Source organism: Streptococcus plurextorum DSM 22810, from assembly GCF_000423745.1.
Lineage (GTDB): Bacteria > Bacillota > Bacilli > Lactobacillales > Streptococcaceae > Streptococcus > Streptococcus plurextorum.
In genome coordinates this window covers 31204-54018 of record NZ_AUIO01000005.1, presented here as the reverse complement: position 1 = coordinate 54018, position 22815 = coordinate 31204, and the positions used below count along the sequence as shown (strand labels likewise).

19 protein-coding genes are annotated in these 22815 nt (G+C 42.3%); 15 read left to right on the top strand and 4 right to left on the bottom strand.

Features of this window, described 5'->3' with window-relative positions; all coding sequences use genetic code 11:
- Positions 1–178 precede the first annotated feature (178 nt).
- The 10 genes from alaS (at position 179) to G575_RS0105185 (ending at position 13201) form a co-directional block, all read left to right on the top strand.
- On the top strand, positions 179–2797 hold the full coding sequence (gene alaS, locus G575_RS0105230; protein ID WP_027971788.1) for an alanine--tRNA ligase: 2619 nt from the start codon (positions 179–181) through the stop codon (positions 2795–2797).
- Positions 2798–2872: 75 nt separating this feature from the next.
- Positions 2873–3325 carry a cytidine deaminase family protein gene (locus tag G575_RS0105225; RefSeq protein ID WP_027971787.1) on the top strand — a complete coding sequence of 151 codons (453 nt, stop codon included), beginning with the start codon at positions 2873–2875 and terminating at the stop codon, positions 3323–3325.
- 200 nt (positions 3326–3525) lie between these two features.
- Positions 3526–4050 carry a hypothetical protein gene (locus tag G575_RS0105220; RefSeq protein WP_037622722.1) on the top strand — a complete coding sequence of 175 codons (525 nt, stop codon included), beginning with the start codon at positions 3526–3528 and terminating at the stop codon, positions 4048–4050.
- 58 nt (positions 4051–4108) lie between these two features.
- Entirely contained in the window at positions 4109–4483 is a 375-nt protein-coding gene (locus G575_RS0105215) for a DUF1149 family protein (protein WP_027971785.1), read from the top strand.
- Position 4484: 1 nt separating this feature from the next.
- Positions 4485–5333, top strand: a complete 849-nt coding sequence (locus G575_RS0105210; RefSeq protein WP_027971784.1) for a DegV family protein — start codon at positions 4485–4487, stop codon at positions 5331–5333.
- Positions 5334–5401: 68 nt separating this feature from the next.
- Positions 5402–6169, top strand: coding sequence for a 4-hydroxy-tetrahydrodipicolinate reductase (dapB, locus tag G575_RS0105205; protein ID WP_027971783.1), 768 nt, complete (start codon positions 5402–5404; stop codon positions 6167–6169).
- Positions 6169–7368, top strand: coding sequence for a CCA tRNA nucleotidyltransferase (locus G575_RS0105200; RefSeq protein WP_027971782.1), 1200 nt, complete (start codon positions 6169–6171; stop codon positions 7366–7368). The genes dapB and G575_RS0105200 overlap by 1 nt, the downstream gene beginning before the upstream one ends.
- Positions 7369–7445: 77 nt before the next feature.
- Positions 7446–9311 (top strand): ABC-F family ATP-binding cassette domain-containing protein, encoded by a 1866-nt coding sequence (locus G575_RS0105195; protein WP_027971781.1) that lies wholly within the window; start codon positions 7446–7448, stop codon positions 9309–9311.
- Between the two features lie 368 nt (positions 9312–9679).
- Positions 9680–11419 carry an ABC transporter ATP-binding protein gene (locus G575_RS0105190; protein ID WP_027971780.1) on the top strand — a complete coding sequence of 580 codons (1740 nt, stop codon included), beginning with the start codon at positions 9680–9682 and terminating at the stop codon, positions 11417–11419.
- A 3-nt stretch (positions 11420–11422) separates the two neighbouring features.
- Positions 11423–13201, top strand: a complete 1779-nt coding sequence (locus tag G575_RS0105185; protein WP_027971779.1) for an ABC transporter ATP-binding protein — start codon at positions 11423–11425, stop codon at positions 13199–13201.
- A 197-nt stretch (positions 13202–13398) separates the two neighbouring features.
- Here the strand turns inward: G575_RS0105185 and G575_RS0105180 are convergent, their stop codons facing one another.
- From G575_RS0105180 to G575_RS0105165, 4 genes are all read right to left on the bottom strand, one after another.
- Positions 13399–14634 carry an aminoacyltransferase gene (locus G575_RS0105180; protein WP_027971778.1) on the bottom strand — a complete coding sequence of 412 codons (1236 nt, stop codon included), beginning with the start codon at positions 14632–14634 and terminating at the stop codon, positions 13399–13401.
- 27 nt (positions 14635–14661) lie between these two features.
- Positions 14662–15879 (bottom strand): aminoacyltransferase, encoded by a 1218-nt coding sequence (locus tag G575_RS0105175; RefSeq protein WP_027971777.1) that lies wholly within the window; start codon positions 15877–15879, stop codon positions 14662–14664.
- Positions 15879–16688, bottom strand: coding sequence for a sugar-phosphatase (yidA, locus tag G575_RS0105170; RefSeq protein WP_037622720.1), 810 nt, complete (start codon positions 16686–16688; stop codon positions 15879–15881). The genes G575_RS0105175 and yidA overlap by 1 nt, the downstream gene beginning before the upstream one ends.
- Before the next feature lie 100 nt (positions 16689–16788).
- Entirely contained in the window at positions 16789–18096 is a 1308-nt protein-coding gene (locus G575_RS0105165) for an HD domain-containing protein (RefSeq protein WP_027971775.1), read from the bottom strand.
- 108 nt (positions 18097–18204) lie between these two features.
- Here G575_RS0105165 and G575_RS0105160 point away from each other — a divergent pair, with 108 nt between their 5' ends.
- Genes G575_RS0105160 through whiA form a run of 5 tightly spaced genes read left to right on the top strand, consistent with a single transcriptional unit; the run spans position 18205 to position 22537 of the window.
- Positions 18205–18597, top strand: a complete 393-nt coding sequence (locus G575_RS0105160) for a YwiB family protein (protein WP_027971774.1) — start codon at positions 18205–18207, stop codon at positions 18595–18597.
- Positions 18590–19768: an MFS transporter gene (locus G575_RS0105155; RefSeq protein WP_027971773.1), complete on the top strand. Its 1179-nt coding sequence runs from the start codon at positions 18590–18592 to the stop codon at positions 19766–19768. Before G575_RS0105160 ends, G575_RS0105155 begins: the two co-directional genes overlap by 8 nt.
- A gap of 2 nt (positions 19769–19770) precedes the next feature.
- Entirely contained in the window at positions 19771–20655 is an 885-nt protein-coding gene (gene rapZ / locus G575_RS0105150; RefSeq protein ID WP_027971772.1) for an RNase adapter RapZ, read from the top strand.
- Positions 20652–21629 (top strand): YvcK family protein, encoded by a 978-nt coding sequence (locus G575_RS0105145; protein ID WP_027971771.1) that lies wholly within the window; start codon positions 20652–20654, stop codon positions 21627–21629. Before rapZ ends, G575_RS0105145 begins: the two co-directional genes overlap by 4 nt.
- On the top strand, positions 21626–22537 hold the full coding sequence (gene whiA, locus G575_RS0105140) for a DNA-binding protein WhiA (RefSeq protein WP_027971770.1): 912 nt from the start codon (positions 21626–21628) through the stop codon (positions 22535–22537). The genes G575_RS0105145 and whiA overlap by 4 nt, the downstream gene beginning before the upstream one ends.
- Positions 22538–22815 lie beyond the last annotated feature (278 nt).

The window sequence follows — 22815 nt, the reverse complement described above, 5'->3', positions numbered from 1 at the left end:
TTCTTTCTAAGTAACAACTTTAAAAAATATCTAAACGAAAGGAAAGGGTACCGAGTTTATTTCAAAATGAACTCGGGCTAGGGACTTTGTCAAAAAGAGAAACACTTCCTAGACGCAAGCGTCTTCGTCAGGTTTCCTATTTTGACGGTGTCCGCTAAACGCCCTTAGTATCTTAATTATGAAACAATTATCATCAGCACAAATCCGCCAGATGTGGCTGGATTTCTGGAAATCAAAAGGCCACTCGGTTGAGCCTTCCGCAAACCTTGTACCTGTCAACGATCCGACACTTCTTTGGATCAACTCTGGTGTGGCAACCCTCAAGAAATACTTTGATGGGTCAGTCATTCCTGAAAATCCACGGATTACCAACGCTCAAAAGTCAATCCGTACCAACGACATCGAGAACGTTGGTAAGACAGCCCGCCACCACACCATGTTTGAAATGCTTGGTAACTTCTCTATCGGAGATTATTTCCGTGATGAAGCGATTGAGTGGGGCTTTGAACTTTTGACTAGTCCAGAATGGTTTGCCTTTCCAAAAGACAAGCTCTACATGACCTACTATCCAGACGATGTGGATTCTTACAACCGCTGGATTGCCCTTGGTGTTGAGCCAAGTCACTTGATTCCGCTTGAGGATAACTTCTGGGAAATTGGTGCAGGTCCTTCTGGTCCAGATACGGAAATCTTCTTTGACCGTGGTACAGATTTTGACCCTGAAAACATTGGCATTCGTTTGCTGGAAGAAGACATTGAAAACGACCGTTACATCGAGATTTGGAACATCGTATTGTCACAATTCAACGCTGACCCTGCTGTTCCTCGTTCTGAATACAAGGAATTGCCAAATAAAAACATCGATACGGGTGCAGGTTTGGAGCGTTTGGCAGCTATTTTCCAAGGAGCTAAGACTAACTTTGAAACCGACCTTTTCTTGCCGATCATTCGTGAAGTTGAGAAAATTTCTGGTAAGACCTATGATCCAGACGGCGATAACATGAGCTTCAAGGTCATCGCAGACCATATCCGTGCTTTGTCATTTGCCATTGGTGACGGTGCCCTTCCAGGAAATGAAGGTCGTGGTTATGTCCTTCGTCGTTTGCTTCGTCGTGCGGTCATGCATGGTCGTCGTTTGGGTATCACCGAGCCATTCTTGTACAAGTTGGTGGAAACAGTTGGCAATATCATGGAAAGCTACTACCCAGAAGTGCTTGAAAAACGTGACTTTATCGAGAAAATCGTTAAACGTGAGGAAGAAACCTTTGCTCGCACCATTGATGCTGGTAGCGGTCACTTGGAGGAACTTTTGGCTGAGTTGAAAGCGGCTGGTAAGGATACTCTTGAAGGTAAGGATATCTTCAAGCTCTACGATACCTATGGTTTCCCTGTGGAATTGACCGAGGAATTGGCTGAAGATGCGGGTTATAAGATTGACCATGAAGGCTTCAAGGTTGCCATGAAAGAACAGCAGGATCGTGCGCGTGCAGCCGTTGTTAAAGGTGGCTCAATGGGAATGCAAAATGAAACCCTGGCAGGTATTACCGAAAGCTCAACCTTTGTCTATGGACAAAATAGCTTAGATGCTAAATTGGAAGTGATTATCGCGGACAATGAGCGGACAGAAGCAGTGTCAGAAGGTCAAGCCCTCCTTGTCTTTGACCAAACACCATTCTACGCTGAAATGGGTGGTCAGGTTGCCGACCGTGGTGTGATTAAAAATGCTTCAGGTGATGTCGTCGCAACAGTTGTGGATGTGCAGAAAGCACCGAATGGTCAGCCATTGCACACCGTAGAACTCTCTGCCAGCATTTCGCTTGGTCAAACTTACACACTTGAAATCGACACAAATCGTCGTCGTGGCGTTGAGAAAAACCACACGGCAACTCACTTGCTCCATGCTGCCCTTCACAATGTCATCGGCGAGCATGCAACTCAGGCTGGTTCCTTGAACGAGGAAGGATTCCTCCGCTTTGACTTCACACACTTTGAAGCGGTGACAGCTGATGAACTTCGTCGCATTGAAAATGAAGTCAATGAAAAAATCTGGGAAGCCTTGGATATTGTCACAGTTGAAACGGATGTTGATACGGCTAAAGAAATGGGTGCTATGGCCCTCTTTGGTGAGAAGTATGGCAAAGTGGTCCGTGTGGTTACAATCGGTGACTATTCTATCGAGCTTTGTGGTGGTACCCACGTTGGCAATACAGCTGAAATCGGTCTCTTCAAGATTGTCAAAGAAGAGGGAATCGGTTCAGGTACCCGCCGTATTTTAGCGGTGACAGGCAAGGAAGCTTTCCTAGCTCTTCGTGACCGCGAGGATGCTCTCAAAACTGTTGCGCAGACTCTTAAGGTGCCACAAATCGACCAAGTGCCGACAAAAGTGGAGGCACTGGCTGCGGAGCTCCGCGATTTGCAAAAAGAAAACGCTAGTCTGAAAGAAAAGGCAGCGGCAGCAGCTGCTGGAGATGTCTTCAAAGATGTTAAAGAGGCAAATGGTGTCCGCTACATTGCTAGCCAGGTCCAAGTTTCAGATGCAGGTGCTCTCCGTACCTTCGCAGACAACTGGAAGCAGAGAGGCTACTCTGATGTCTTGGTGTTGGTTGCCGCAATCGGTGACAAGGTCAATGTCCTTGTGGCAAGCAAGTCAAGCGATGTCCATGCAGGAAACCTCATCAAAGTCCTTGCGCCAATCGTAGCAGGTCGTGGTGGTGGTAAGCCGGATATGGCCATGGCAGGTGGTAGCGATGCGTCTGCTATCCAAAACCTCTTGAACAGCGTTGCTGAAAATTTGTAATATAGTCAGTGTATATCCCTTTGCTAGAGTGACTAGCAAGGGGATATCTTTCTATATCTAAAATGAGGAGTACGTATGGCACACATCAACGATATTTGGCAAGAGATGTATGAGAAAGCAAAAGGTCATTATGCGCCACATTATGTCTCGCCTTTCATTTATTCAAACCATGTTGTTGCTGCCATTGAAGCAGCAAATGGGCAAATTTATACCGGTTATTGCTTTGAGGCGACTGCTGGCGTATTTCACCTTTGCGCAGAGCGGTCAGCAGCCTTTAATATGTTTCAAGATAGTGGTCAGACAGCGATAAAACGCATTATTGCTTTTCGAGATCAAGCTCCCTTTGGAGAGGGTTCAGGAATGCCTTGCGGAGCTTGTCGTGAATTTTTGATGCAGCTGTCGGCTGATAATGCACAGACAGAAATCATGCTTGATTTTGACAAACGAGAAATCATCACCTTGGGAAAACTCATGCCTTACTGGTGGGGTGAGGAACGCATGAAAGCTGGGATAGATCATTTAGAATAGTCCATAAATGCCTTTATTCTCTTGATAAAGGCATTTTCGGTATCATAGCAATTGCTTTTCGACCTGTTTTGCATCGATAATCGTGATAATTTAGGGCAAACGATTAGTTTCGCTAATTGACTGATTATTCTCCTATCTTTGCTCTATAAATCATACAAAAAAACTCGCTAATCAAGGAACTTTTTGCTATAATTTTGCCTATGGAAAAGAATTTAAAAGAAGTCTATAAAGACCACCCTGAGATGCCCTATATTGCTCCTCAATATGAGCAAGAACTTTTAAAAAAACCAATTGCTAAGCGTCAGATGGAAAGAACTGCTGAAGGCTTTTTGCCTGGGCATATTATTCTGTTATGGCGGATTTCTTTTGGCACTTTTTTGAACAATACTTATCGTCATAAATATTTTTACACCACTTATGGGATTGATGCAGATAGGGAGTTGGACATGCTGATTGACAAAGGCTATGTTCAAATTGACAGCGCTTTCGATTCGCTTAAGCACCTACCTGCAGGGGACTTAAAGGAGTTCTTGGCAGCTAAGGGTGTTGCAGGATTGTCGAAGTATAAAAGAGCTGATTTGGATAAGAAAATGGCGGAGCTCTATAGTGAGGAAGAGCTGTCAACACTTTTTGAGATTAGAGGCTATGCATTGACTCAAAAAGGACAAGCCTTACTATTAGCGCATCCTGAAATTGTAGACAAGCATCCTAAAAAGAATTTATAAGGTTTATATTTACCTGAAGTCATGGTATAATAGGAGAAATGATGTTGAGGAGACACTGATGGAAATCATAAGAGAAAAAGAATTTGTCAATCAATTCCACTACGACGCAAGAAACTTTGAGTGGGAAAAAGAAAATGGAGCACCGACAACAAAAGCAGAAGTGACATTTCAACTGGTAAAACGTGACACTGAAACAAATGAAACGGTTCTCATTGCGCGTTTACAGTATATGATTGTTAAGGATGAGTTTGTGATTTCTGGTGTGATTTCTCAAGGCAATCGCATCCAAAATCGCATTATTCAAGAGCCTGCTGAATTATCTCAAGAAGAGGTTCAGGATCTCGCTGCCCCATTGCTTGATATGTTAAAACGTCTGACCTATGAAGTGACAGAAATTGCCCTAGACAGACCGGGCATTACCTTGGAGTTTTAAAATGAAATTAGCAGTCATTACAGATTCGTCGGTTTTCTTGCCGAAAGATTTTCAAAAGCCAGATAATCTCTTTACTTTGGACATTCCCGTAACGATTGACGGTCAGTCTTATGTCGAAGGAGTTAATCTGACGGCCTCAGAATTTTACCAAAAAATGGCTGAAGCCAAGGCTTTGCCGATGACGAGTCAGCCTACGGTAGCCCAGTTAGATGAGCTTTTAACCAAGCTTGAGGCGGAGGGTTACACGCATGTCATGGGACTTTTCCTCTCAAGTGGTATTTCAGGCTTTTGGGCTAACATCCAATACCTTCCAGAAGAGCATGAGGGGCTAACCATTGCTTTTCCAGATACCAAGATAACCTCCATTCCAATGGGATTTATGGTGAAAAACGCTATTGAATTGGGGCAACAAGGTTTAGCGTTTGAAGCTATTTTGGCTAAAATCGAAGCTCAAATCGCTGATACAACTGCCTTCATCATGGTTGATGACCTCAATCATTTGGTCAAAGGTGGTCGCTTGTCGAATGGTTCGGCTATTCTTGGAAACCTTCTATCGATTAAACCCATTCTTTACTTCGATGAGGAAGGAAAAATTATGGTCTATGAAAAGGTTCGAACTGAAAAAAAAGCCATGAAGCGCTTGATTGAAGTGATTAAAGAGCGTACACAAGATGGCAATTATGATATTGCCATTATCCATGGAAATGCTGACGCAAAGGCTGAAGAAATGAAGTCTCTACTCAATGCGGCTGGCATTACAGAAAATCTCTATATAGCAACCTTCGGTTCTGTCATTGGAACTCACTTGGGTGAAGGAGCTATCGCACTGGGATATACACCGATAGTTTAGGGATTACTATCCCTTCTTTCTGTAAGGTGTACCTTAGGAGTTCTGATAAGAATCAAAAAGGAGTTTTTATGTCAATCAAAGTCATTATCGCAGGGTTTAAAGGGAAAATGGGCTCAACAGCAGTTGAAATGGTTAACAACGATACAGCCCTTGACTTAGTTGCTCTCCTAGATCCTTTTGCTACTGAAAACGAGTTGAATGGCGTGCCTGTTTTTACCAGTAAAGAGGATTTGATTGGCTTAGAAGCAGATGTCTGGGTCGATTTTACCATGCCTAAAGTGGCTTATGAAAACACTCGGTTTGCTCTTGAAAATGGCTATGCGCCAGTTGTTGGGACGACAGGTTTTACGGAGGAGCAGATTGCAGAGCTGATTACCCTATCTGGTCAAAAACAGTTGGGTGGCCTTATTGCTCCGAATTTTGCCATTGGAGCCATTCTTCTTATGGAATTTGTGGCTAAGGCGAGTCAATATTTCCCTGACCTTGAAATTATCGAATTGCATCATGATAAGAAAAAAGATGCTCCGTCAGGGACAGCTCTTAAGACGGCAGAATTAATTCGGGAAGCGCGTGGCTATAAAAAGCAAGGCGCGGACGATGAGGAAGAATTGTTATCAGGTGCTAGAGGTGCGGAGTTTGATGGTTTCCGCATTCATTCCGTGCGTCTCCCTGGTTTGGTGGCACATCAGGAAGTGATTTTTGGTGCCCAAGGAGAAGGTTTGACCATTCGTCATGATTCTTATGACCGTATCTCCTTTATGGGAGGGGTTAATCTTGGCATCAAAGAAGTTGTTAAACGTGATCAATTGGTTTACGGATTGGAAAAATTACTATAATGAAATTACAACAACTGCCTTCTGAATTTCAGAAGGCTTTGCCCATATTAGAGAAAATCAAGCAGGCTGGATTTGAGGCCTACTTTGTTGGTGGATCTGTTCGCGATGTGATCTTAGGCAGACAGATTCATGACGTTGATATTGCGACATCTTCTTACCCTCAGGAAACCAAGCAGATTTTTGAACGGACCGTTGATGTCGGTATTGAGCATGGAACTGTCCTGGTCCTTGATGGGGATGCGGAGTATGAAATTACCACCTTTCGGACAGAAGATGTCTATGTGGATTTCCGAAGACCTGAGAGTGTGACCTTTGTCCGTTCTTTGGAAGAAGATTTAAAACGCCGTGATTTTACGGTTAATGCCTTTGCGCTTGACGATAGGGGACAGGTTATTGATTTATTCGATGGCTTATCGGACTTAGAAAATAAGCTCTTACGAGCAGTTGGTCAGGCTTCTGAGCGCTTTAACGAAGATGCTCTTCGCATCATGCGTGGCCTTCGTTTTGCAGCGACATTAGATTTTGACATCGAATCACAGACCTTTGAAGCGATGACAACACATGCGCCATTGCTAGGTAAGATTTCGGTAGAGCGATCTTTTATCGAGTTTGACAAGCTTTTGATGGCACCATACTGGCGTAAAGGGATTGAGATGCTGAGGAGGACAGGAGCCTACAACTACTTGCCTAATTTAGCGCATACTGATGATAATTGGCAGAGCTTGTTAGATCAGTTAGATCAAGCATTTACCTTTACAAGGTCGGAACAAGCTTGGGCAGCGGTGCTAATAGCTCTAAAAGAAGAGCAACCAAAGACCTTTCTTAAAAACTGGAAAACCTCAGTCCATTTCCAAAAAGAAGTGGAGAAGATTGTGGCGGTTTACCAGGAGCGCTTGGAGCATGAGGTGACGCACTTACAAGTTTACAGATATGGTAAGGAGACCATTCTTCTGGCAGAGCAACTTCGTCAGGCTCAAGCCTTGTCTGTTGATTTTGAGCGTATTGAGGCATTGAATCAGACCCTAGCCATTCACGATAAGCATGAGATTGTGGTCAATGGTGGCGTGCTGATGACAGAGTTAGGATTTAAACCTGGACCAGACTTGGGACGGCTATTAAAAGCTATTGAAGAAGCCATTGTGGAAGGTCACTTGGCAAATGAGAAAGAGGCGATTTTTGCTTTTATCAAATCATTGTAAAAAAGGCCTAACTTCGTTGTTTTGGCTCAACTATACCGTCATGCTTGAGTGATAATAGACAAAAATAAGGAGCGAGAATGAGTGACTTTATCGTCGAAAAACTAACCAAATCTGTTGGAGATAAGACCGTTTTTAAGGATATTTCCTTTATTATTCACGATTTTGATCGTATTGGAATCATTGGGGTCAATGGTACAGGTAAGACAACGCTTCTGGATGTGGTATCAGGACATCTAGGCTTTGATGGTGATGTTTCGCCCTTTACAAAGGCTAATGACTACACCATTTCTTACCTCACTCAAGAGCCTGACTTTGAGGATAATCAGTCTGTACTGGACACCGTTTTATCATCTGATCTACGTGAGATGACCTTGATTCGTGAGTATGAAAATCTTATGAGTAATTACTCTGAAGCCAATCAAGCGCGTCTAGAAAACGTTATGGCGGAAATGGATAGTTTGGACGCTTGGTCTATCGAAAGTGAGGTTAAGACTGTTCTGTCTAAGCTTGGTATTACGGATCTGACCGTTAAGGTTGGAGACCTTTCTGGAGGGCTTCGTCGCCGTGTGCAACTGGCACAAGTGCTTCTAGGTGATGCAGATTTGCTACTTCTTGATGAGCCGACCAACCATCTGGATATTGATACCATTGCTTGGCTGACTAATTACCTCAAGACCAGCAAAAAGACAGTGCTCTTCATTACGCACGACCGTTATTTTTTGGACAATGTCGCAACGCGAATTTTCGAGTTGGCAGATAGTCAGTTGACGGAGTACCAAGGGAATTATCAGGATTATGTCCGACTAAGAGCGGAGCAGGACGAGCGAGATGCTGCAAGTCTTCACAAAAAGAAGCAACTTTACAAACAAGAGCTAGAGTGGATGAGGCGTCAACCGCAGGCTCGGGCCACTAAGCAGCAAGCTCGGATCAATCGTTTTCATGATTTGAAAAAAGATGTACATGCTGCGACTGTGACGGATGATCTGGAAATCACGTTTGAAACCAGTCGTATTGGGAAGAAGGTGGTCAAGTTTGACCGCGTCAGCTTTTCATATCCTAACAAACCTATTTTAGAGGACTTTAGTCTCATCATTCAGAACCGTGACCGTATTGGCATTGTGGGAGATAATGGTGTCGGCAAGTCAACCTTGCTTAACCTTATCAACGGTGATTTGCAACCCAGCTCTGGTAAGTTAGATGTAGGAGAAACCATTCGTGTCGGCTATTTTTCGCAAAATCTGAAGGGCATGGATGAGAGTAAGCGTGTGATCTCCTATCTACAAGAAGTAGCAGATGAAGTGAAGACAAGTGTGGGGACTACCTCTATCTCAGAACTTTTGGAACAATTTCTCTTTCCTCGCTCAAGTCACGGCACGCAGATTGCTAAGCTATCTGGAGGGGAGAAAAAACGGCTTTACCTCTTGAAAATTCTTATTGAAAAGCCAAATGTGCTTCTCCTTGATGAGCCGACCAATGACCTTGATATCGCAACCTTGACTGTGCTCGAAAATTTCTTAGCAGGTTTTTCTGGACCAGTCATTACCGTGAGCCATGACCGCTATTTCCTAGATAAGGTGGCTAATAAAATCCTAGCTTTTGAAAATGGTGGTGTGACAGAATTTTTTGGAAACTATACCGATTATCTGGATGAGAAGGCCTTTTTGGAAAGTAGCTCTGCTATTGACCAGAAAAAGGAGAAACCAAAGGCTGACAAAGAGAAGCCAGCCAAAAAGCGCATGTCTTATTTTGAAAAGCAGGAGTGGGAGACGATCGAATCAGAAATCGAGCAATTGGAAGCTGACATTGAACAGATTTCTGAGGAAATGCAGACCTGTGGCAGTGATTTTACCCGCTTATCAGATTTGCAAAAAGACTTGGATGCTAAAAATGAGCACTTGTTGGCAAAATATGAGCGCTATGAGTATTTGAGTGAGTTGGATTAGTTGATGGCAATCAAATCTCAGAAATTATGTTAAAATAAAAAGGTAGTCCGTAAGTAAAAGAACCTAGGTCTATTTAGGAGTGATAAAAAGCTAGGTTTCTTAGTGAATCGAATGGTAGGCCTTTCTTCGGAGTGCTCTACCTCATTTTTGAGCCCAGAATCTCAGAGATTCCCAGTAGCCTAATGGCACTATTGATGCCACTTTTACCCGATAAAAAAGTACCTAACGGACTCGGGTTACTCGAAAATAGGAAAGTTTGCTAAGCTAGCAGAGCTTCTCAACTTGTTTGAGGAAAACATAACGTTTGTCTACGTTCTAAAAAGCACCTTGGTGCTTTTTACTGTTTATTGATATAGAGGAGGAAAAGGATGCATTTAATTTGGTCTTATTTAAAAGATAAGCGTAGGTGGCTAGCCCTAGATTTATTGGGCGGTTTTCTCTTTGTTGTGGTCAATCTTGGGATGCCGACGATTTTGGCACGTATGATTGACGAAGGGATTACTAAGAATGATGTTAATCGTCTCACTTACTGGACTGTCATTATGTTTGTGATTATTATTCTTGGGGTTTTGGGACGTTTGATTCTCGTTTATGCTTCAGGAAAACTCACGACAACGATGATTAAAGAACTTCGCACAGATATGTATGCTAAGCTCCAGGCTTATTCTCACTCAGAGTATGAAAAAATAGGGGTTTCTTCGCTCGTGACTCGGATGACGAGTGATGCTTATGTTCTGATGCAATTTGCAGAAATGAGCCTTCGTATGGGGGTAGTAACTCCTTTGATGATGATCTTTTCGGTAGTGATGATTTTAGTGACAAGTCCTAGTTTAGCTTGGACGGTTGCTATTTTTATGCCATTTTTGGTAGCAGTAGTCTCTTATGTGGATATCAAAACGCGTCCATTGTCTACCAAGCAGCAAAAAACGCTTGATAAGATTAATCAATATGTCCGTGAGAACCTCATGGGACTTCGGGTTATTCGGGCTTTTGCACGTGAAGAGTTTCAAGAAGAGCGTTTTTCAGAGCAAAATGAAACCTACACGGACATTTCTAAACGCCTGTTTACGCTGACAGGTTTGACAGAGCCGCTTTTTGTGCAAATTATTATTGCTATGATTGTGGCGATTGTCTGGTTTGCATTAGACCCACTCGCAAAAGGGCAATTGAAGATTGGAGACTTGGTGGCCTTTATCGAGTATGCTTTTCATGCCTTGTTTTCATTTTTGATGTTTGCGAATCTCTTTACCATGTATCCGCGGATGGCAGTGTCTTCTAGTCGTATTCAAGAGGTTATGGACATGCCTATTTCCATTTCTGAAAATGAAAATGGGATTACCGAGACGGCTACAAAGGGTTACTTGGAATTTGATAATGTGACTTTTGCTTATCCTGGAGAGACCGAAAGCCCTGTTCTCCATAACATTTCTTTCAAGACAAAGCCTGGGGAGACGATTGCCTTTATTGGATCGACGGGTTCTGGTAAATCTTCGCTGGTCAATCTCATTCCCCGCTTTTATGATGTGACCTTAGGGAAAATTTTAGTCGATGGTGTCAATGTCAAGGATTATAATCTCAAAGCGCTTCGTCAGAAGGTCGGTTTTATTCCGCAAAAAGCACTGTTATTCACTGGAACGATTGAGGAAAATCTTAAGTACGGGAAACAAAATGCCACCTTGGATGAACTCGATCAAGCCGCAAGTGTTTCACAAGCTAAAGAATTCATCGATAGTCGTGAAGAAGGCTATGGCACACATTTGGCTGAAGGTGGCAGTAATTTATCAGGTGGCCAAAAACAACGGTTGTCTATCGCGCGTGCGGTAGTCAAAAAGCCTGATATCTATATTTTTGACGATTCCTTCTCAGCCTTGGATTATAAAACGGATGCTGAGCTTCGCCGTCGTCTCAAAGAAGTCACTGAAGAAGCAACTGTTTTAATCGTCGCACAACGTGTAGGTACTATTATGGATGCTGACCAGATTATTGTCCTTGATGAAGGTGAGATTGTTGGACGAGGGACTCATGATGAGCTCATGGCTACCAATGCGATTTACCGTGAAATTGCCAATTCTCAGCTCAATAATCAATCGCTAACAGAGGAGGTCTAGTTGATGAAAAAGCAAAACAAATCTGTCTTTTTGCGCTTGTGGCACTATCTCAAAGCTTATAAAACATCGCTCTTTTTAGCGATTTTCTTAAAAGTGATTGCAGCAGTGATGAATGTTTTAGAACCGTTTGTTCTGGGACTTGTCATTACAGAATTGACTGCGAATTTGCTTGATATGGCCAATGGGGTGGCAGGTGCTGGTATTAATACCTCTTATATTTTCTGGGTTTTGGTGCTTTATGCTGTTCGTGCCTTGTTCTATGAGATTGGCGCTTATGGATCCAATTATTTTATCACGCGTAGTGTGCAGCATAGCATTCGTGATTTGCGTAATGACATGAGTGAGAAAGTAAACCGTATTCCAATTTCTTATTTTGATAAGCATCAGTTTGGTGATATGCTAGGTCGCTTCACTTCCGATGTAGAGACGGTTTCAAATGCCCTTCAGCAATCTTTCTTGCAGGTCGTTAATGCCATTTTATCGATTACCTTAGTTATCGGTATGGTGTTGTATTTGAATGTTCAACTGGCTCTTGTTGTTATTATCAGTATTCCATTGACGTCTTTAACAGCCCACTTTATTCTCAAAAAATCCCAGCCCTATTTTAAACGGCAGGCAAAAGTACTGGGAGATATGAATGGATTTGTTCAGGAAAATTTAACAGGCTTTAACGTGCTTAAACTTTATGGCCGTGAGGAAGCTTCAGCAGAGGAATTTGCACGCATTACAGATGAGTTGCAAGAGGTAGGTTTTAAAGCAAGCTTCATGTCTGGAATTATGATGCCAATTCTTCATGCGATTTCAGATATGGCTTATCTTATCGTTGCAGTTCTTGGAGGGTTACAAGTCATTGCAGGCCAGATGACTATTGGTAATATTCAAGCATTTGTTCAATACACTTTTCAGTTGGGACAACCTATCCAAACCTTGACGCAGTTGGCAGGGATTTTACAGTCGGCTAAGTCTTCGTTAGAACGCATTTTCGAAGTGTTAGATGAGGCTGATGAGCTTTCAAATCCTACAGAAAAATTGCAAGGGGATTTGACCGGTCAGGTGAGTTTCAACAATGTTCATTTTCAGTATGTGGAAAATAAACCACTCATTCGAAACTTCAATCTTGACGTTAAGCCAGGGGAGATGATTGCTATTGTGGGACCTACTGGTGCAGGTAAAACCACCTTAATCAATTTGCTCATGCGCTTCTATGATGTCACCGAAGGCTCCATTACCGTTGATGGTTATGATATCCGTGACCTCTCACGTCAAGACTATCGTCAACAATTCGGTATGGTGCTTCAAGATGCTTGGCTATACGAAGGGACGATTAAGGAAAATCTCCGCTTTGGTCATTTAGAAGCCACTGATGAAGAAATCATCCAAGCGGCCAAAGCAGCGAATGTGGATCACTTTATTCGCACCTTACCAGGCGGTTACAATATGGAGATGAATCAGGAATCATCTAATATCTCGCTTGGTCAGAAACAGTTGCTAACCATTGCTCGTGCCCTATTGGCAGATCCTAAAATCTTGATTTTAGATGAAGCAACGTCTAGTGTCGATACACGCTTGGAGCTTTTGATTCAAAAGGCCATGAAACGTTTGATGCAAGGGCGTACTAGCTTTGTGATTGCACACCGATTATCAACCATTCAAGAAGCGGATAAAATCTTGGTGCTTAAAGATGGGCAAATTATCGAGCAAGGGAATCACACCAGTTTGTTAGCGGACAAAGGTTTCTATCATGATCTTTACATGAGCCAATTTTCTGAAAAAACGGTCTAGAAAAGCGGTTTAACCAGTTTAAAATGGCTAACCTATTCATGATAAAAAGGCTAAAAGTTCTTTGTAAAAAGAGTAACTTTTAGCCTTTTCATATGCTTTAGTTTAACAAAATGAATATGACCCTGATCAGTTTTCTAGAGACAGAAGTTTATCTGGGACATTTTTAATAGGTAATGTCAGGTAATGCTTCAAATACTTTAGCGTCGCAGTAATTTTTTCAGAAGCTGGATACTTTTATAAAGCAGAGGTCTGGGATGGTAAGTAAACGCCCCCATCTTACGAACGATATAGCCATTGAAATTTTGCTTGAAGCGCAGAACGCCGTCTGAGCCATCAAAATTCCCTGTAATGCCAAGAAGGTTGTAGTGGGGAATCTTGCGTTTAATGGCTTCTTGCATCACATATTCTTGAAGGAGAGCAGGTGCATAGAATTTATTAAATTCAGTGTAGGAACCGCTAAAGAGGTAGACTGCCTCTTGTGGCATGTAAACGAAGAGGCTGCCTGCTAGAACCTTATCGTCATTGCCGTATTTTGCCATAAAGGCTAGCGCTTCTTCTTTTCGGACCTCAAAGGTATCAAATTGCTCCGAAAATTCCCGTATTTGATTTTGAATTTTTTGAGATTCGGGTTGTTTTTCAAGGCGGTCATTTAATTGGGCCAGTTTTTGAGCTAGTTTTGCTTGGTCTTGGTTGAGGTGATTATAGTAGTCTTGAAAATTAAGGGTAGCTACCATAAACTCTGCTCTATCTCCAAAGCTATCATAGAACTCTTGGTAATAGCTCAAATCTTTGTCACTATACTCACGACGTTCAGAAGTGGACCTCGTGATGTCTTTGAAAATGGTTAGCTGTTCTCTTTCCAGCTTTTGTAGTTTGATGCCAAAGGTATGGGCTTTTTTGACCAGAGGGCGTCCTTTTTTGCTGAAGGATTTCTGTAAATCTTCTAGCGTCAAATTGGACAAATCTTTGAGATAGTGCCAAAAAAGTTGGTTGCCCTCGTAGCCGTTTTTAAAGCCTCCGTGTTTAAAACCATGTGTCTGGTAGAAATCAAGGAGGGCAATGTTGACTGGAGAAGTACTTGTCCCTTCGCTGTCAAAGGTTTGGTAGTTTTCTGATGGGAAAAGAACAATCTCTAGGACCTTATGTTGCTTGGCATAGGCTTTTAAAGCTTCTAAGAAAAGGCCTAAAAAAGATTCTTCTGCATAAATAGGCCCATAATAGATTTCTAATTTTTGGCCACCAAATAATTTTTGGAAATAGCTAAGTGCCGCCACTTGAATAGCTCCCAACTCATCCTTATATCCCAGAAAAACAACTTGGTAACCACGAGCTTTTCGAAGTTTTGCCATTTGAAGGGATTGTTCAAAGCTGGTTTTCTCTTTTGAAGCGGCAAATTGTTCAAACTCCGTTTCAGTTAATATCGTAAAACTCATAGTACTCCTTTTTGCTTGAGCTTGTTATTAGCGACTAGCTCTGATTTTTTTACGCACTTTATAGGCAAAATTGGTCAGTTTGTAGAGGAGGGAATTGACAGGTAGGTTGAACTCCCCTGCAAATTCTTCGATAACCGGATTGAATTTTGATTTAAAGTTATAAAGGCCACCCTCTAGATTGTTTTCTATGCCTCCCATATTTTGCCAGATAATCCCCTGCTGGAATGCATGGACGGCTGTTTCATACCAGGTCAAAAGCGCAGGATTGTAAACTTTGAAATCATCGTCCATACCGGCATAGATATTTTCAGAGGTGGTCCCAAAGTTAATGGATAGGGTAGCAGCTAATGCTACCTTTGTTTTACCAGAGTCGATTTGCTGATTGAAAAAGGCTAAGTCACTTTCAAGGCGTAGGATGTCTTTTTCGACTTGAGCCACCTTTGTTTTTCGGGTATTTTCTGTAAACGTAGCCTGCATTTCTTTTGCTTTATTGAGCTCTGCTTGAGTTTGTTTTTGCTTTTCCACCACATCTAAGCGAGCCATGGTAATATAGGCGTCTTGACCATAGGTATCAAGTAATTTTTGATAGTACTCTTGTCCCCTTAGGCTAATTTGCTTACGATTTTCAGTTTTTTTCATCAGTTGAGTAAATTCAGCGACCAGATTGCTGGCTCCAAACTCAATTGTTACCCCTTTATGACGGGCGTTCTGGATGATTTTTTGGGTCCGCTTAGGGAGTTTTTCAAAAGAAAAATGTTCCGCGTAGATATTGGCTTGAAAACGTGGCTGGATATTTTCTGCTAAATCAGAGGTCTCTCCTGTCCAATCTACCCCCAGCTTTTGCAAATCAGAGATAATTGCAAGAGTGTCTTGATTGGTTTCCCCTTGATGCGCAATGAGGTATTGGCGAAGGTAAAGACTAGGGTCGAATTTGACGAAGACCGCCTTTTGACGTTTACCAAAGGCTTTTAAGCTAGACATGACGAAAGCGACAAGTTCTTTATCCTGATAGTCCATAATGGGTCCACGTGGGATATAGAGCATGGTAAAACCGAGTGGGAGTGGCTTGATGAGAATGCTTGCAGTAGCAACGAGGCGATCCTCTTTATAGAAGCCAATTCGCTCGTTGCCCCAATTGTCCTTGATTTTTGCCCAGCTTGAGCTTTGGAGCAAATTGGTTTGCTGGCTCATTTTGACAAAGTCGTCATGTTCTTGGGCTGAAATACCGATTTTATAGGTTAACATTAGTTTAACACCCATTCACGAATCGCATAGGCGACTCCGCTTTCTTCGTTCGATTTGGTGATGTATTTAGCGATTTTTTTAAGTTCAGGATTGCCGTTAGCCATGACGACAGGATTAGCAACGACTTCTAGCATGGCGCGGTCATTTTCTTCATCGCCAATAGCCATGGTTTCTTCCATGCTTAATCCTAGTTTTTTAGCTAGATGCACGATAGCAGTTCCTTTATTGGCTGTTTTCCTGAGAATTTCAAGGTAGAATGGTGTCGATTTGACGATGGTGTACTTTTGGAAAAAATCTGATGGGATTTGAGCAATAGCGGCATCTAGAACCTCAGGCTCATCGACAAACATCATTTTAACGATTTCTTTGTCAGTCATTTCTTCTGGGGTACGATAGAAAATAGGCATATTCACCAAGGAAGACTCGTGAACAGTGTATTTCCCGATATTGCGATTAGCCGTATAGATACCTTCTTTTGTAATTGCATGCATATGGACATTCAGTTGACGTGACAAGAACTCTAAATCTAAATAATCTTGGTAGCTTAGCGTTTCTTTTACTAAGTCCTCACCTGTTGCCACATCTTGAACGAGAGCACCGTTGAAGGTAATCACATAATCTCCTTTGTCGCAAAGATTAAGTTGATCTAGCAATTGTTGAACACCTGCGATTGGGCGTCCTGTAGCAATCACCACTTTAACCCCTTGTTTTTTCGCATCTTGGATGGCTGAATAGACCTCGGGAGTGATGGTACGTTGTTGCGTTAAGAGGGTGCCGTCAATATCAACGGCGACAAGTTTAATAGACATTATTTTTCCTTATCAATCGAGTAGTTTAACCCATTTATTCTACTAAAAAATCAAACGTTTGTCATGCAAAAAAGGGGCTTATCAGAAGGCCCCAGTGCTTTTAATCCGAAATTTTTAGGCTTGAAAAATGACCGCTGGCAACACAGGAGAGGAAGACCTCTTTGTCAGCGATAAAGAGATCATCCCTATCGAGCATTTCTTTAGGGTAATAGAAACGCTCATCTCCAAAGATAGAGCCAGATAGGGCTGATACCAGAGGCGATAAGCTAGAGAGCTCGGTCAGGCTTCCATCTTTCTTGAGCAATTCAATCTGCGTACGAGGTTTTTGACTTTCAGGACGATAGACATCGTACGGGAGGTCAAAATTTTGATGCTCAGCTGTATAGTAGTTAGGGTCAAAGCCAACAGCCGCTACTAAGTCACGCAAGAGTCCTAATTGCTCAGCGCTAGTCTTATCATAAGTTACTGAAGCAAAGAGTTTGCGATTGATGAAGCGATTGGCTAAATCTGTTAAAATCTTATCGTCACTAGTCATCCAAGCTTGAAAATAGCTGTTGAGAACCCCATCATCCAGAAGTAGATAATCAGAAAGCTCTGCTTTTTCTTCAAAGAAAGGAACCAGTAGAGGTGATGTTTTCCGGAAAAAATCAGTGTTTTTAGCATAGAGATGTCGGGCTCGTTTGAGCAAATTTTGCAACAAAACTTCAACAGCTCGGCTAGCTGGGTGAAAGTAAACCTGCATATACATCTGATAACGGCTAATCAGATAGTCTTCAACAGCATGCATGCCTGTGATGTCAAAGACGATTCCGTTAGGTCCAGGACGCATACTACTAAGGATTCGGGGCAGATCAAATTGCCCGTAGTTAGTGCCAGTGTAGTAAGAATCTCTGAGTAAGTAGTCCATGCGGTCACAATCAATTTGACTCGAAATGAGTTGAACCACTTGTTTATTAGGATAGGTATGGTTGATGACGCTAGCAACCTTATCGGGAAAGTCAGGGGAGACCCGGCGCAACACGGCATTGATTTCTGTGCTAGGGTTAGTGATAATGTCTTGTCCTAAGGATTCATGATCTGTTTTAAAGAGCAATTCAAAGGTGTGCGAATAAGCGCCGTGGCCGATATCGTGTAACAGAGCAGCCACCATGGTCAGTAAAGATTCATCGCGACTCCAGAGGTCAGGAAACTGACGCTCAAAATACTCAGTCACTCTTCTAGCAATATCGTATACGCCTAGACAATGTGAAAAGCGGCTATGTTCAGCACCGTGAAAGGTGAAGGAAGTGGTTGGCACTTGCTTGATACGGCGCAGGCGCTGAAATTCCTTGGTATTTGTCAAATCATAAATAATAGCATTTTTGATATGAATGTCATTGTGAACAGGGTCACGAAAAATTTTATCCATTCGTTTGTTTAGTCCTTATCGAGAGTTCATTGTATTTATTGTAACAAAAATTGTGCTTTCTGTCAGAAATTGGTAAAATATGGGGAAAGAAAGACTAAGGAAATAGAAATGAACATAAGCATCAAAAATCGGATTCAAATGGGCTCAGAGTGCGAGCTCATCCATGAAGCATACCAGGGAGAGTTGACCCTCAAAGGAGACTATCACTATCTGGTCTATGACAATGACGAAAAGGAAAAAGTAGTTCTCAAGTTTAAGTCGGATGAATTGGTGATGACGCGGTTTTCAAAGCCACAGTCTCTGATGCGTTTTGTGGCCAATAGTTTAGGAGTTTGCACGATACCGACGCCAATGGGGATTCAAAAAATGGTGACCAGATCTAGCGCCTTTCAATTAGATGCAAATAGCCTTAGGCTAAGTTATCAGCTTTTGCCTTATGCTGAAGCAGAAGAGGCTTTTGCTGATTATGATATGGAAATTGCTTGGTCGAGCCATGTTTAAACCATCTTATCGTAAGAATATTACGCTTCTTGGAGCGACAGAATTTTTGGCTTTTTTTGGCATTACTAGTTTTTGGGTGCTGTATCTGTCTCAAAAAGGCATGACTTTGCTTGAAATTGGGATCTTAGAGAGTATTTTCCACGGGACCAGTCTCATCAGTGAAGTTCCATCAGGTATGCTAGCGGACCGCTTTTCTTATAAGGTCAATTTGTACCTGAGTCGTCTTGCAAACATCGTATCCTGCCTGATGATGCTTTTGGGGAATGGCCATTTTTGGATATATGCTCTAGCTATGATTGTCAATGCATGGGCCTACAACTTTGACTCAGGAACGAGCTCTGCTATGCTTTATGAATCGGTAAAGGAAGCGGGTCTTGACAATCGTTTTTTAAAGATTACCAGCTTTATATCAGGTATCAGTGAAGCAACGAGAGCTCTAGGTCTTGTCCTTGCAGGATTTTTGGTTCATGGCTTATTAGACTGGGCATATGTTATTCATATGGTTTTGTCGCTGATTGTTATGGTATTGGTCTTTGCTATGAAAGAGCCAGAAATTAAAGCAAAGCGAGACCAAGCGCTGGGCTTTGTGGATATTATTAGGGTTGTTAGGGAGAATTTTAAGGCTAATCCCAAGCTTCTTAGCTGGCTTTTTATCAGCCAGTTTATGGGGGCTTTGATGTGCATGTTTTACTTTTACTTTCAAAATGAAATGACTGCTTTAAGCAATTGGGAAATTAGTCTCATCATGTTAGTGTCAAGTCTCTTAAACATCGGTGCGGTTGCTCTTGCTAGTCGCTTAGGTGATAAGTGGCCGGTTAAATCCGTACTTCTGAGTTTGGCTGGTCTTGTTGCCTGTCTGTATCTGTTATCAGCTTTTCAACATATTTGGCTATATGTTGTGATTTATTTGATTAGTGATGTACTTTATGCTTTCTTCTTGCCTATTTTCAATCATGATTTGCAAGGGCAATTGGACAGTCAAGTAAGAGCGACGATGCTTAGTGTCAGCACCATGTTTTTTAGCCTATTTATGATTATCATTTTTCCCCTAACAGGCGGCTTAATTGACAGTTTAGGCTTTGCTAAGGCCTTTATGTTACTTGGCTGTTTTCTCTTGCTAATAGCCCTGCTATTGTCACGAAAAATCCCTTCTATGATGAAAAGGAGTTAGTTATGAACAAAATTAATCTAGTTATTGTTACTGGTATGAGCGGTGCGGGTAAAACGGTTGCCATCCAATCTTTTGAAGATTTAGGTTATTTTACCATGGACAATATGCCTCCCACCCTGCTGCCAAAATTTTTAGAATTATTGTCGCATACACAAGGCAATGACAAGGTGGCTTTGGTAGTCGATATGCGCAGTCGTTCCTTTTTCTCAGAAATCAGCGCTATTTTGGATGATCTGGAGAGCAATGAGAGCTTAGATTTTAAGATTCTATTTTTAGATGCAACAGACGGCGAATTAGTGTCGCGCTATAAGGAAACCCGCCGTAGCCATCCTTTGGCTGCTGATGGTCGTGTTTTGGACGGGATTAAGTTGGAACGAGAGCTCCTTTCTCCCTTAAAAAGTATGAGCCAAAATGTGGTAGACACTACAGAGCTGACCCCGCGGCAGCTTCGCCAGACCATTTCGGAACAATTTTCAGGATCAGATAGTAAGATTGGTTTTCGCATAGAGGTAGTCTCTTTTGGGTTCAAATATGGCTTGCCCCTGGATGCAGATTTGGTCTTTGATGTTCGCTTTTTGCCAAACCCTCACTATGTCCCTGAACTACGTGAAAAAACGGGTCTCACCCAAGAAGTCTATGACTTTGTCATGTCCTTTGAGGAGAGCAATGCCTTTTATGAGAAATGGCTAGCGCTTCTAGAATCGATTTTACCTGGCTACCAAAAAGAAGGGAAGTCGGTACTAACCATTGCTGTTGGCTGTACAGGTGGTCAACACCGCAGCACTGCATTTGCCCATCGTCTAGCTGAAGATTTAAAAACCAACTGGAGTGTTAATGAAAGCCATCGCGATAAAGATCGTCGCAAGGAAACGGTGAATCGTTCATGAGAAAACCCATCATTACAGCAATAGGTGGCGGAACAGGCCTTCCTGTGATTTTAAACAGCCTACGTAAAGAAGATATTGATCTCAGAGCGATTGTGACGGTTGCTGATGATGGTGGTTCTTCGGGAGAGTTACGTACGGCTATGCAATTGACGCCGCCAGGAGACCTACGCAATGTTCTTGTGGCCATGTCGGATATGCCAAAGTTTTATGAGAAGATTTTTCAATACCGCTTTAAAGATTCGGACGGACCATTGGCAGGTCACCCACTCGGTAATCTTATCATCGCAGGTATCTCTGAGATGCAGGGCTCTACTTATAATGCCATGCAAATCCTAACCAAATTTTTCCACACCACAGGTAAAATCTACCCCTCAAGTGAGCAAGCCCTGACCCTTCATGCAGTTTTTAAAGACGGGCATGAAGTGATTGGCGAAAGCAATATTGCCGACTATAAGGGCATGATTGATCATGTCTTTGTGACCAATACTTATTCAGACGATGAGCCAAAAGCTAGTCGCAAGGTCGTTGAAACAATCATGGAAAGTGACATGATTGTGCTAGGGCCAGGCTCACTGTTCACATCTATTTTGCCCAATTTAGTGATTCCAGAAATTAAAGAAGCCCTGCTTGCCACAAGGGCTCAAGTGGTCTATGTTTGTAACATCATGACTCAATATGGAGAGACAGAGCACTTCAGTGATGCGGATCATGTGGCAGTGCTTAACCGTCATCTAGGGGTAGATGTGATTGATACCGTTTTGGTTAATAGTGAACCCGTTCCGCAAGCTTATATGAATAGTAACCATTTTGATGAATATCTTGTTCAGGTAGAACACGATTTTCAAGGGCTGTCAACCATGGCTAAAACGGTTATTTCTTCTAATTTTTTGCGCTTGGAAAATGGCGGAGCCTTCCATGATGGAGATTTGGTGGTAGAAGAACTACTGACCTTGCTTAGGGGGGTATCAAGATGAGTTTTACGACAAAGACAAAAGAAGAGCTCTTGAGTCAACCCATTCTTGATCGTAATGAACTATCGGCGCTGATTAAGATGTCTGGCAGTCTAGGACTTGTCAATCACGGTCTGACCTTATCAATCACCAGTGAGAATGCCAAGCTAGCTCGTCACCTCTACAATCTCCTAGAAAAGTTGTATCAAGTGACTCCAGAAATTCGTCACCACCAAAAAGTCAACCTTCGCAAGAACCGTGTGTATACGGTCGTGGTGACTGATAATGTCAGTGACATGTTGGCCGATTTGCAGCTGGCCGATTCTATTTTTGGTTTTGAAACGGGGATAGACCCTCATATTTTAGAAGATGATGAGGCTGGGCGGAGTTACTTGCGAGGGGCGTTTTTAGCTACTGGATCTATTCGCAATCCAGAGTCTGGAAAGTATCAATTGGAGATTTCTTCGGTTTATCTAGATCATGCCGAAGATTTAGCGGCGCTGATGCAGAAATTTATGCTAGATGCCAAGGTTATTGAACGGAAACATGGCGCCGTGACCTATCTACAAAAAGCTGAAGATATCATGGATTTTCTCATCGTCATTGGTGCTATGACTGCCAAGCAGGTATTTGAAGATGTTAAAATGCTGCGAGAGGCTAGAAATGACATCAACCGTGCGAGTAATGTCGAAACAGCCAATATTGCTAGAACCGTTACTGCCAGTGTCAAGACCATTAATAACATCGTTAAAATCATGAGCACTATCGGTCTAGAAAGTTTACCGCTTGAATTGCAAGAAGTGGCAACGATTCGTGTCAATCATCCGGATTTCTCTATTCAAGAAATCGCTGATAGTTTAGAGAGCCCTTTGACAAAAAGTGGTGTCAATCATCGACTTAGAAAAATCAATAAAATTGCAGATGAGATTTAACATCTGTGTGGTGCTAAAGACACCCTAAAAAATCAAACATCAATGGGTCAAGAACTTATTGAGATCACCTTCAAAACAATCGTTAAAGCGTCTAGCACCAAACATGACAAGTCTTGGTGTTAGGCGTCTTTTGATATAGAGGCAGAAAAACGCTCCATCAACGGTCACTTGTCTTGATGAGGGGAAAATAGACTTTTTGGTTGATAGGCTTTAAGCTTGATCAGCTGATGAGAAACGATTGCTCTAGCCTCTTTGCCAGTAAAAGGCTGAATTTTTTA